The following is a 12,751-nucleotide window of genomic DNA, read 5'->3' on the forward strand; positions in this document are numbered from 1 at the left end:
CTTCGAGTTGAGGTCGATCGTGGCATCCATAGATAAGCCCACACGCAGTGGATGCTCTTGTAGCTCTTTAGGATCAAGCTGAATCCGAACAGGTAAACGTTGTACAACCTTAATCCAGTTACCTGTTGCATTTTGTGCTGGGATCAAAGCGAAGGCTGCGCCTGTACCTCCTGAAAAACCAATCACTTTACCGTGATATTCAACGTCTTTCCCATAAAGATCTGAGGTCAAAACAGCCGTTTGTCCGACTCGAACACGTTTTAATTGGCTTTCTTTAAAATTTGCATCGACATAAAGCTGCTGAACTGGCACGACAACCATTAATACAGAACCAGGTGCAACACGTTGTCCTACCTGCAAATTACGATTGGTAATCACACCATCCAAAGGCGCACGAATCACAGTACGTGATAAATCGAGTTTTGCCTGATCCACAGCAGCTTGTGCGACCAATACATCTGGCGTTGAGTCTTGCGAAGTACCCCGAATCAATGCTTCATTCGCTGCAAGATTACTTTGTGCTGCTTTTTGTTTGGATTCTGCTTGTGCCAAACTGGCTTTAGCCACATTTAAGTTGGCCTGTGCTGTATCCAAAGCACTTTGATAACTGGCCAACTCTTCTTTGGATATTGCACCAGTTGCTGCCAATTGACCACGGCGTTGATATTCATTTTGTGCTTTGGTCAAAGTAACCTGTGACTGTACCACCTGTGCACGCGCACTATTGATATCATCATTACTCACTAACACCTGTGAAGACAATGAACTACTGTTGGCTGAACTTTGCGTATATTGGCGTTTTGCTTTAGCCAATTGTGCCTCTGCTTGTTGTAGAGCAATTTGCGCATCACGCTGATCAATAATCGCTAAAATATCGCCTTTTTTGACTTGCTGAGTATCACCGACCATCACTTGAAGTACTTGGCCGTTGAGCATCGAGGTAATTTGTGCATTGTCAGCGCCTACATAGGCATTATCAGTGTTGACACTGTTGTCAAAAACTAGCGTCACAATTGCATAAATTAATCCAATAGTAATGACGATCACAGCAAAAATAGTGAGTAGTTTCTTGCGTTTGGATTTCATTGCTGTTGGATTATTTGCAGCCTTTGCTTCGACTTGAGTGTCTGCTGTATTTTGTGCATCTGTCATGGTTTATTCCTAAGCCGCACTCATCTACTTAATTTGTCCCATCACGTCACGTCGATACAGCGTAGAGACTGTACTCATTATTCATGTGATTGATTATTTATGTCTGGCATAATGGGTGGAGAACTAAGCTTAAAGCATTGAAATGGTTAGTTGTAATGACCTTAATTATTGAATTACACTGTAATCAAGTCATCCTAACCTTCTAGATTTAACTGCGTTAAAAATATCGCTAAAATCAAAAAGCAGCAAGACTTTATCCAATTACTGATCAGTCAGCAGCACGATGGCCTAAACGATTAATGCGTTTTATTTATTTTTATAATCAATAAGTTAAATAAAAAATACATCAGTTCCAAAACAGAACCATTTGATCGAATTTTAAACAAATTTTGCAATACACCACTCAGACCTTCAATTCAAACATGGCCATTTAATCCATCTACGACATTTGAGTGAATTGAATCAAATGTTCTAGATACCTAAACAGCCATTTCAAATCAAGCAATTGAATCGTTAAACAGCCTTCATACGACCCGTTTCTTGAAATTGAGCATGCCAAGACAAGGCTTCATGCAGTAAATGAGGTGTCTGACCTCCTTTCTCACAAGCTCGCTCAAAATAACTCATCAGATCTTCACGATAGCTTGGATGTGCACAGTGCTCAATCACCTTCAATGCACGTTCTCGTGGTGCAAGACCACGTAGATCTGCAAGACCCTGTTCTGTGACTAAGATATCGACATCATGATCGGTATGATCTGTATGACTCACCATTGGAACCACAGACGAAATCGCACCAGCCTTTGCCACAGACTTGGTCACAAAAATGGCGATATGTGCATGACGAGTAAAGTCGCCTGACCCTCCAATCCCATTCATCATTTTTGTGCCTGCCACATGTGTTGAATTTACGTTGCCATAAATATCAAACTCAAGCGCGGTATTAATTGCAATGATACCTAAACGACGAATGATTTCAGGGTTGTTTGAAAGTTCTTGTGGGCGCAGCATAATTTTGTCTTTGTATTGATCAAAATTATTCATGACATGCGCCGCGCAAGACTGTGACAGTGTCATTGAACTGCCTGAGGCAAACTTCATTTTCCCTGAATCAATCAACTGAAAAGTGCAGTCTTGTAGTACTTCAGAATACATCTCAAGATCATGAAAGTTTGAGTGCTCAAAGCCAGAGAAAACAGCATTAGCAATCGACCCTACACCTGACTGTAATGGTCCTAGATTTTCAGGCAAACGTCCTGCTGCAACTTCTGCTTCAAAAAACTGGATAAGATGTTGTGCGATCGCTAGCGTTTCTGTATCCGGCTCATCCATCGCAAATGAAGTGTCGGGTAAATCATTTAAAACAATTGCTGCTATTTTTTCAAGATCAACGCTGATTCCAATACTACCAATTCGATCACTGGCTTGAATAATTGGAATTGGGCCACGATTTGGACGTGCCTTCGGTACATAAATATCATGTATTCCTTCCAAAATAGGGTTAATCGTATTGTCAATTTCAACAATAACAAAGTCTGCCATTTCGACAAAGTTTGCTGAATTACCACTAGAACCTGTTGGAATAATTAAACCATCTTCAGTAATTGCGGTAGCCGCAATAACTGCAACGTTAATCTGCGGTAAATTATGATGACGTATATTGTCAGCCATTTCAGACAAGTGCTGATCGATATACATCACCTCACCAGCATTAATCGATTGGCGTAATCCAGGATCAGCTTGATAAGGATAACGACGTGCCAAAGCATGTGCTTCATTTAAGCGTCCATCAATCTGATTACCTAAACTCGCCCCTGTCGCAAGGGTAATTTTGAGTGGGTGATCTTTTGCGTAATCTGCCAAAGCTAAAGGAACCGATTTTGCTTCGCCAGCACCACCAAAACCGCTCATTCCAACTACAGCACCATCTTTAATCAATTGCACTGCCTGTGCTGCTGGCATCACTTTGTCATGTAGGGAATGTAAACGAATGCGATCTAAACCATTCATAATCAAAAAATCTCAAAATAAAGCAAGTCGATGTGATCTCTTTTTGAGATCACATGATCGAATGCTTATAAAACTAAATCACTAAAAACAGAATCTATAAAAGGTAAACTTTTCAATAGACTAAATAAGTTCAATCGCAATCGCAGTTGCCTCACCACCACCAATACATAGGGTTGCAATCCCTTTTTTGCCGCCAGTGCGTTTTAATGCATGTATCAGAGTGACAATAATACGCGAGCCCGATGAACCCAAAGGATGCCCGAGTGCACATGCCCCACCATTGATATTGACTTTGTTTGGATCAAGTTTAAAACCATCAATTGCAAGCATAGTGACCATAGCGAAAGCTTCATTGACTTCCCATAGATCGACCTGTTGCGTATCCCAACCTGATTTGTCTAGAACTTTTTCAATTGCACCCAGCGGCGCAATAGTAAACTCAGAAGGGTGCTGTGAATAAGTTGCATAAGCGACTATTTTCGCTAATGGTTTTAAACCACGAGCAGCCGCATTCTCTTCAGAAGTCAGCAACAATGCCGATGCACCATCAGAAATCGAGCTAGCATTTGCAGCAGTGATTGTTCCATCTTTTTTAAATGCAGGTCTTAAAGTCGCAATTTTATCGACCTTGGCATTTAATGGCTGCTCATCGGTATCAACTGTCACTTCGCCTTTACGTGTTTGAATATGGACAGCAACGATTTCATCTTTGAAAAAGCCACTATTAATCGCAGTAACTGCCTTATTGAGTGAGCCTATCGCATAAGCATCTTGTTGTTCACGGGTATAGCCTTTTTTATCTGCCATTTCTTGAGCCAACACGCCCATAGACAGACCTGTTTCAGCATCTTCTAAGCCTTCTTGGAACATATGATCAATGGTTTTTCCATGTCCCATACGATAACCAGCACGTGCTTTTTCTAAAAGATAAGGTGCATTGGACATCGACTCCATCCCACCTGCAACCACGATTTGTGCAGAACCTGCTTTAATCGCATCTGCAGCCTGCATCACGGCTTTCATTCCTGAACCACAAATTTTATTAATTGTTGTTGCACCTGTGCAATCATCTAAACCTGCTTGACGCATCGCCTGACGTGCTGGGCCTTGTTTTAATCCTGCTGGTAGTACACAGCCAAAAATCACTTCATCAATATCCGCAGCAACTAAACCAGAACGCTCAATCGTAGCTTTGATTGCAGCAGCACCCAAATCAGGTGCAGTACATGAAGCCAATGAACCCTGAAAACCACCCATTGCTGTGCGTACGCCATCTACAATTACAATCATTATTTTATTCCTTCCTGTTTATACATCTTGTTGACCTCAATAATGCAAAAAATGCTTTGAGGTTGATCATCTGTTTTCCTGTCAACGATGAACAGGATTGAGCATGACTAAATTTCCATAACCGAGTTTAAATCGTAGTCAATGTCTCAATCCCCATCGCCTAAACGCTATGCTTGAGCCGTAAAATATTCTTCAGGCAATTGCATAATCAATGTTGAACCTGCATGTATGCGAGCAATACGTGCTGCTAAATCAGGGAGTACCTTGGCAATATAATAGTCAGCCAGTACCAGCTTGTTTTGATAGAAGCTTTCTGCCTTAAGCGATGCAGCTTGGCGAATACGTGCAAACATATAAGTGAAGCTTAATAAGCCCACGCTATGCAAATAATCAACTGCTACGGCATTACTAAAATCAGCTTGAGTCTGAGCTTGTTCGACAATGAACTGAGTCAAAGCTTCAACTTGATCACATACTGAAGCTGTTGCAGTTTTTACGCTACACTCATCCATAGTCGCCACAAATTCACGTATTTCAGCGATATATTCAGCAATAAAAGCACCTTGACATTTCGTGGTTTTACGCCCAATTAAATCAATAGCTTGAACTGCATTGGTGCCTTCATAAATTTGAGCAATACGTAGATCACGGATACATTGCTCCATACCCCATTCACGGATATAGCCATGTCCACCAAAGCACATCTGTGCTTCTAAGGCTGAATCTAAAGCTTTATCAGTCAAATAAGCTTTTGCAATTGGAGTTAACAACGCTACGCGATCATTGGCTTTACGCACCGCCTCTGCATCAGTTGAGAACTTGGTGATGTCAAGCTGTTGACCCACATATACGGCAAACGCACGTGATGCTTCGTTATTTGATTTAATATTGAGTAACATACGACGCACATCACCGTGCACTAAAATTGAGTCAGCAGGTTTTTCAGGAGACTGAACACCTGTAGCTGCGCGACCTTGCAAACGATCTGTCGCATATTGTGCGGCATTTTGATATGCAAACTCTGCTGCACCAATGCCTTGAATCCCCATAGATAAACGCTCATAGTTCATCATGACGAACATGCCTGCTAGGCCTTCATTTTCATTACCGACCATATAGCCTTGGGCGCCATCGAAGTTCATTACACACGTTGCAGAGCCTTTGATTCCCATCTTATGTTCGATAGATCCTGCAGAAACAGCATTGCGTTCACCCAGTTGGCCTGCTTCATTGAGCAAAAATTTAGGCACGATAAATAGTGAAATACCGCGTGAGCCTGCTGGTGCATTTGGGGTTTTAGCTAAGACCAAATGAATAATGTTTTCACAAAGGTCATGTTCACCACTGGTAATAAAAATTTTGGTCCCTGTAATATTATATGAACCATCTGCATTCGGCTCAGCTTTGGTTTTGATCAAGCCTAAATCAGTACCTGAATGTGGTTCAGTTAAGCACATGGTCCCTGACCACTCACCCGTATATAGCTTAGGTAAAAACGTTTGTTTCTGTAGTTCTGAAGCGCGGTCATTAATCGCCATACCTGCGCCAACAGTCAACAACGGATAAAGCATAAATGATGGATTTGTACTCCAAATCATTTCATCTGCAAGTACGGTGAGCATTTTTGGCATGCCTTGACCGCCCCACTGTTCTTCTGCCCCTAAACCAATCCAACCGCCATCTGCAAATTGTTGAAATGCCTCTTTAAAGCCTTCAGGCGTGCTGACCTCACCCTGATTAAACTGCGCACCGCCTGCTTCATCAGCACTGCGGTTTAAATCTAAAATGACATTTTTTGAAAACTTTGCCATTTCTTCTAAAATGGCGTTGGCAGTTGCCATATCAATATGCGCAAAGTTTTCATTGGCCTGCCAAAATTCATCAGCTTTAAACACATCATTTAAAATGAAGTCCATGTCTTTGAGCGGCGCGTTATAAATTGGCATTGTTGCTTACCTTATCGTGCAAGTGAGTTAAAATAAATCCGTATCTTTTTCAAAGACAAATATGCCCGATAAAACCAGCATGCTGATTTTATTTAGAGGAAATTTAGGTCTGTATAATCAATGTCATTAATTTGAATCAATGACATAAAAAGAAAAGAACGTGTCGTCTAATCCTGTGGCGTTTTAGAACCGCGTTCGATTGGATAAAAACTGAATAAAATGGACTAAGTTCATAAATTGATTTTGCATTGAACAGTACATAAATAACCTAAAAACAAAACTTAAGACCAAATAGCAAAGATCAAACGATAAAAGTCAATTGCTGTAGTGACAGCAAGTCACCGTTGATTTTGTGCGCATTGACAATAGTTCAGTTTCCTAAAAAATGGAATTTTATTTGTTAGAATTGACCTCAACGGTTCACTTTTCTTGACTTTAGACGACAATTACTGTGAAAAATACAATAAAATTAAGCTGAAATGCTTATTTTATGGACACTTATAATAACTATAGTCTACCTTGGCATGATTTGAGATAAAATCAGGACAGCTTGATCTAAAATGACTTTATCAATTGATGTATATGGAATTCAAAATGACTACTGTACGGCAACAAAACCTTTTACAACGCAAAGAAAAGATTTTGGCGATGGCAGAAACATTATTGCTGGACAAACATCAAGATATAACATTAAGTGAATTGGCCAATGAACTCGACATTGCCAAAGGCACAATTTACAAACATTTTAAAAGTAAAAATCAGCTGTATTTGGAATTAATTATTTTAAATGAACAGCGTTTATTTGAAATTTCCAAAAAATATAATAATGACATCAAAGCTTATGTTTCACAGTACATGCTTTACAACATGCTTAACTCCAATCGCACGATTTTATTACATGTGATTGAAGAACGTCTCACCAATAACGAACGCAAGCTCAATGACCTGTTTAAAGAGCTTTACCATATCCGTGAACAACGAATTTTAGAAATTAAAGATATTTTTGCAGCCTATTTAAAAGAATCCAATAGCATCATGTCGATCCGTGACTATTTATCGTATATTTGGACGGTTACCTATGGCGCATCGCTATTACTCAACTCGACTCATTATCAAAAATCGATTGGTTCGCGAGAGCGTCTCATTAAGCTCTATGTTAATCAGGCTCTCATGACTCCAGATAATATTTCTAGTCATCACGATCAACATACGAGTGGCTAACGACTGCCGTTATTCTGGTGAAAGTTAAACGATACACTTTGATCTGAGTGAGCGACTTAAGGCATTCAATCTCAGCACCATGTTTAGGCATAAACTTTTTCGCTACTGAATAGCTTGATGAGTCGCCAAAACATCCAGTACGCTAAAGCGATCTGAGCAAATGGTATGACATTAAGCAGCTCAGGTCGCATCAGACTCTGTCTACCAGATATGAAATTCAAGCAAAAAGGTTGCTCGGGATTTAGTACAGTTCTACGACTGAGATCAAGTTATTCAACAGATCTAAGATTTTTATTTTTTAAAAATAAAAATTAAACTCAATATCCCAAATAGCATTTGAAAAAACAACCAAGCCAACATGAGGTAATTTTTACACATCGAAATAGATGTCATAATGACTTCTTTATAATCAAATAAAGTGAATATTCGATTGAATAAAAATAATTCTAAAATGAGAAAAAAAAACATCGCGAATGTAAATAAAATTTTATAAGGAATCAGCGAGGCAATAATGGCGAAAACTATACTGACTATAGCAATCATCGTAAAAACAACACCCTCATCATTTGACGTGCCTTCTAAATGCGCGATGATGCTCAATTGATTTTTTTCAAATAGACCATAAGTGCATATTTGATTCGAATCCATTGCAAAACAGAATACAGCGGATAAAACGAGGCAACAAATAGCAATATTGCGAATCATATTTTAAATGCCTGAATGAGTCTTGAGTGTATTATACAGAACACCTCACTGGGCACTATTCATTTTATCTATTAGGATTTTCTTTACTCTTGATGGGTATTTGTTTTAACTATTAGGTCTTGAAGAAAAATAAAGGAGAATTAAAACAGTCAGTTTAAACCAATAAAGAGATGAACTTGATTTGGTTCATCTCCGAAGTAAACATTTCCGATACTCAAAAAATTAATTATCCCAATGAACACCAAGCTCAATATCTGGTTTTTAATCAGCAGATCAATCCAGCAATCGAACTTGAATTGATCCTATATGTTAACTCAACTCTCAAGCATGGCCATGTGCTTAAAATTTATATTGAAGTGCTAAACGATAGTTTCGACCTGGAGCTGGCATTAAACTTTGGGCCAAAGGATCTAGATAATAACGATTAGTAATATTGTCCACCGAGAAATTAATATTCATTGCTTGGTTATAATCATAATTAACAAAAGCATCTATAATTTCAGTTGGGTGATAGTAAATCTGTGGTGTTGTCGTTTGTCCTTGCCAAGCACGATCTAATTTACTTATTGGGCCACTGTTTTTAGTTAAACGTGCACCGATAGTCAGCTTGTCATCTAACCAACGTGTGCCCATAGTTAAACCAATTGTATATTCTGGCGGGTTTTGTGTATTGACATATGAACCTTCAAAGCCACCACTCACACAAGCTGTTGGGTTGCCTCTGTACTTATTTTTAGCCAGTATTTGTGCTGCTTTTGCATCACAAGTTTCTGCTTTAAAGTACTTTGTCACGGCTAGATCGCTAAAGAAACGCCCCATGTCATAAGAGGATTGTAACTCCACACCTGTTACAGAGAAACTTTCAGCATTATACATTTCTAAAGTTTGAGGTAATGGGCCTTGTGTTTGAGTTAATAAATAGCGCGTAATAAAGTTTTTAATGTGATTGTCAAAATACGAGACTTTGATTCGAGCCGCATCATGATCAGTTAATAAACCATCTTTAAAAGCACTTAGACCAATTTCCCAGTTTTGGGTACGTTCAGGTTTTAAGTCTGGATTAGCATAAGTTAAACCTGATTGCATGCCCATCGTGGTTTCAAATAGACCAGGCACTCGAATTGCTTCACGGTAATTCACATATATTTGGCTATAAGGATTAATTTTATAACTTACTCCTACAAATGGAGCAAAAGCCTCTCCTTCTGTTTTCACAGGCTCACTCAGTTGATACTGAGTACCCAGATAAGTTCCTTTTTGCTCAGACTGGTCATTACGCATATATGAAATGTTTTCAATTTTTCCATACAGCTCTTCAAATTCTTGAACTGTAAATTGCTCTCCTTTGTAATTTTCAATTTTAAAGTTAGGATCTTGGCCATTTTTATAAATATTCACTGGATTATCACTTTCTTGATAAATTCCATTTTGATCTGGATACCATTTTGTAGAACCTAACTGGCCAATAAATCCATTTGGCAAACGCCCGCTGACCCGAATTGTTTTAAATGGCTTCTGATCAAAGACATGTTCTAATTGTGAAAATCGATTTCGGTCTGTATTTTCATATTTTGTATATCGCCCACCGACTTGAAATTCTAAAGCATCTATTGGTTTATAACTTAATTGAGTTAATAAGCTGCCTTCTTTACGTTTAGCATCACGCAAGACTTTATTATTGTTATAGTCATTTTGAGTAATGAGCACATCATCTGGTTTTACATCTTCCTCTAAATAAGAACCACCGACTGTCCATGCAAACTCACCGATACTCGGGCTAAAGGTCATAATGTTATTAAAATCAAAACCCCAACGCGTGTTTCTCAATTTTGCCCAACGATAATTAGATCCAAGTACTGATATTTGTGAGTCAGGTGCTGTAGGGCCTGCATTTAATTGATGACTTTTCGCATCCGTCAACCATGCATTCACAGTTAAGTTAATCAGTGGATTATCAGGTTTAAATTGGTATTTCGTGGTATAGCTATTTATTTTCATTGAGCCTACAGGCCACTGAGAAATTCCCTCACCCCGTATTAATGCTGAGCCCATTATCTCACCAAACTCACCATCATAATGACGATAACCCAATTCCAGCGATTGATGATCACTTGGTCGAATCACCGTTTTGAGCAAGAAAGATTCACTTTGATTAGAACTATTCATAACTTCTTCACCGGGTCTAAACATATCGGTGACCGTTTTTTTATTAGTTTCTTCATAGCGCTGACTGCCATGTTTACCCGCAAAGTAGTTGCCCTGATGCTGTATTGCATAAGCTGCAACCACATCGACTAATGCTGTTGTTTTAGCAAATGCAATACTGCCAGATCGACCTTTAAATTGAGACATTTCAGCAGGTGCTTGACGTGCGGGGACTTGCATAAAGCTCCCCCTAGGCGCATTCAACTGCGGATCTACACTGTTGGTCCAAAGATTACCTGTAATACGAAATCCAGTATCCTGATCTGTCTTTAAAATATCCTGTACACCCAGTGTTTGCATTGCCACTGTTCCACCAATGGCGCCTGATGCTCCTGCATGCTGACTTGGCCCCTTATCAATGGTAATGTTACTGATTAAATCCGCCGAAATATAACTTCTGTTTTGTGTCCCCCCATAACCACGGTAAGTTTCCATCGACTGTTGACTGCCATCAACCGTGACCTGTACACGCCCCATCCCCTGAATACCACGTATATTGACATCCAAAGCACCACCATTACGTGTATCACCCGTTTGTACACCTGCAACCCCTTTTAAAATATCCGCAGGAGAAATACGACCAAAACGATTCAATTGTTCAGCAGATAAGTAAGTACTTGAAGAAGCCTTTTTATATACATCATCTGCAGGATCATTTTCTGTTGCATATAAAGTAATCGTACTTAATCTCAGTATATTTTTATCTTTGCTCAATAAATGGGTAGGTGTAGGATAAATATCTGAAGACTGTGTTGTTGACGATTGAAGCAATACATAAATATCTCCGCGCTTAACTGCGGTATAACCTGTATTTGTCAAAATTTTTTCAAAACCCTGCTCAACACTATAACTACCCGTTAAACCTGAGCTTTGCATATTTTTTAGTACTGATGCATTAAAACTGAAAACGACTCCAGCTTGTGTTGAAAACTGAGATAATACTTTGACTAAATCGCCTGCGGGGATTTGATATATCTTTTTTTGAACCAACGATGCTGTGACGACTTCAGCTTGTGCATAGACGCCTCCTACGCAAATCATATTGATTAAAACAGCTAAAGTTTGTCGTTTGAATCGCATTTCAGTCTCCGCAATTAGTATAAATGATATTCACTCTTACTATCATTACCAACTGGAACTTTGAATCATGACAACTTTATTTTCTTTTTATCCATAGCCATACAATGAATGCAAAAATACACACATATAAACTAAGTTTTAGGTGCTGATGCAATTCGGAAAAATAAATAATTGCGCTTGAGAATATGAGGCTAGTACTAATAAAAAGCTTATAACCCACAGACATTTGTCTAATATTTTTATACTTATTTAATAATGGCCCAAATAATCGATGTTGATAAAGCCACTGATGTAAACGTTTAGAACTTTTGGATGCAAAAAAAGCTGCTAAAAACAAGAAATCTACTGTGGGTACACCAGGTAAAATGATGCCTATACACGCAAGTAAAATACACAATAGCGCCAATACAATATATACAGCCCTCACCAGCTTTGAAGAATGAGGGATGGCTTGAGTGTAAGAAGACAAAGCGCTAGCTCTGTCTTCGTTCAACTGGTTGCTAGTTTTCATATCAATGATTTTAACTATGCAGCTGGCTGATCGGTTAATAATGCTGCAAAGCGCTGAAATCCTTGCTTAGCTGCGAGTACAACCTGATCCATTTGTTCTTGGGTCAGATTGGCTTGATCTATCTCTGAAATAAAATGCTTCCACACTTTTGCACGGCCTTCTGGATACGCCGCTAAATTACGTGCACCAAATTCCGCAGATAACCCTAAACTTGCTTGAGCTTGTTTAAATAAAAATGCTGCGCCCAAAGTTGAGCCCTCTGACACATACAGCCAGCCAATTGACTCTGGGAATTTCACCTGTTCAGTCGCTAACTTTATTTCAGCATAGTGAAGTTCAAGATCTTGTAAGTCAGCTTTAGCTGCTTCAGAACGGCCACGAATATCCAGATCTGAAATTAAATCCATCAGATTTTCATCAGCAAAAAGATGTTCAATGTCCTTTTGAAAGTAATACTGGGCTAAAGTGAACTTAGAATAGTTTTCTTGATTTAAAAATACTGCTGCCTTTTCCATAAGAACATGCATATGCTCATGATCTACAGCAGTTTCTTGCTTTAAACGTAATGCTAAACCATTCGATTGTTCAGTAACACTCATGTCAAATTTCTTTTTAAGCCTATAGTACTAAT

At 39.0% G+C, this 12,751-nt stretch carries 8 protein-coding genes; 1 reads left to right on the forward strand and 7 read right to left on the reverse strand.

Going from position 1 to position 12,751, the window contains the following annotated elements; translation table 11 throughout:
• The 4 genes from Aru01_RS06640 to Aru01_RS06655 all read right to left on the reverse strand — a co-directional run.
• Nucleotides 1-1,152, reverse strand: a 1,152-nt coding sequence (locus Aru01_RS06640) for an HlyD family secretion protein (RefSeq protein WP_016655723.1), incomplete at its 3' end; no start/stop codon positions are given.
• A 513-nt stretch (nt 1,153-1,665) separates the two neighbouring features.
• Entirely contained in the window at nt 1,666-3,162 is a 1,497-nt protein-coding gene (gene scpC / locus Aru01_RS06645) for a succinyl-CoA:acetate CoA-transferase ScpC (RefSeq protein ID WP_016655722.1), read from the reverse strand.
• Nucleotides 3,163-3,282: 120 nt separating this feature from the next.
• Entirely contained in the window at nt 3,283-4,452 is a 1,170-nt protein-coding gene (locus Aru01_RS06650; protein WP_016655721.1) for a thiolase family protein, read from the reverse strand.
• 167 nt (nt 4,453-4,619) lie between these two features.
• The gene (locus tag Aru01_RS06655; RefSeq protein WP_016655720.1) at nt 4,620-6,398 is read right to left on the reverse strand and encodes an acyl-CoA dehydrogenase C-terminal domain-containing protein; all 1,779 of its coding nucleotides are present in this window, start codon (nt 6,396-6,398) and stop codon (nt 4,620-4,622) included.
• A 594-nt stretch (nt 6,399-6,992) separates the two neighbouring features.
• Here Aru01_RS06655 and Aru01_RS06660 point away from each other — a divergent pair.
• Nucleotides 6,993-7,619 carry a TetR/AcrR family transcriptional regulator gene (locus Aru01_RS06660; RefSeq protein ID WP_016655719.1) on the forward strand — a complete coding sequence of 209 codons (627 nt, stop codon included), beginning with the start codon at nt 6,993-6,995 and terminating at the stop codon, nt 7,617-7,619.
• Between the two features lie 1,044 nt (nt 7,620-8,663).
• Here the strand turns inward: Aru01_RS06660 and Aru01_RS06665 are convergent.
• The 3 genes from Aru01_RS06665 to Aru01_RS06675 all read right to left on the reverse strand — a co-directional run bounded on the left by Aru01_RS06665 (nt 8,664) and on the right by Aru01_RS06675 (nt 12,719).
• A complete protein-coding gene (locus Aru01_RS06665; RefSeq protein WP_016655716.1) occupies nt 8,664-11,609 on the reverse strand; it encodes a TonB-dependent receptor in 2,946 nt (981 codons plus the stop codon).
• Nucleotides 11,610-11,685: 76 nt separating this feature from the next.
• The gene (locus tag Aru01_RS06670; protein ID WP_016655715.1) at nt 11,686-12,120 is read right to left on the reverse strand and encodes a YbaN family protein; all 435 of its coding nucleotides are present in this window, start codon (nt 12,118-12,120) and stop codon (nt 11,686-11,688) included.
• Nucleotides 12,121-12,134: 14 nt separating this feature from the next.
• A complete protein-coding gene (locus tag Aru01_RS06675) occupies nt 12,135-12,719 on the reverse strand; it encodes a biliverdin-producing heme oxygenase (RefSeq protein ID WP_016655714.1) in 585 nt (194 codons plus the stop codon).
• Between the last annotated feature and the right edge of the window lie 32 nt (nt 12,720-12,751).

It is taken from the genome of Acinetobacter rudis, assembly GCF_000829675.1.
Taxonomy (GTDB): Bacteria; Pseudomonadota; Gammaproteobacteria; order Pseudomonadales; family Moraxellaceae; genus Acinetobacter; species Acinetobacter rudis.

Bases quoted from the DNA above. Each gene is read 5' to 3' on its own strand.
- Aru01_RS06660 (WP_016655719.1), top strand. From the start codon at position 6,993: ATGACTACTGTACGGCAACAAAACCTTTTACAACGCAAAGAAAAGATT.
- Aru01_RS06655 (WP_016655720.1), bottom strand. From the start codon at position 6,398: ATGCCAATTTATAACGCGCCGCTCAAAGACATGGACTTCATTTTAAAT.
- Aru01_RS06670 (WP_016655715.1), bottom strand. From the start codon at position 12,120: ATGAAAACTAGCAACCAGTTGAACGAAGACAGAGCTAGCGCTTTGTCT.
- Aru01_RS06650 (WP_016655721.1), bottom strand. From the start codon at position 4,452: ATGATTGTAATTGTAGATGGCGTACGCACAGCAATGGGTGGTTTTCAG.
- scpC (WP_016655722.1), bottom strand. From the start codon at position 3,162: ATGAATGGTTTAGATCGCATTCGTTTACATTCCCTACATGACAAAGTG.
- Aru01_RS06675 (WP_016655714.1), bottom strand. From the start codon at position 12,719: ATGAGTGTTACTGAACAATCGAATGGTTTAGCATTACGTTTAAAGCAA.
- Aru01_RS06665 (WP_016655716.1), bottom strand. From the start codon at position 11,609: ATGCGATTCAAACGACAAACTTTAGCTGTTTTAATCAATATGATTTGC.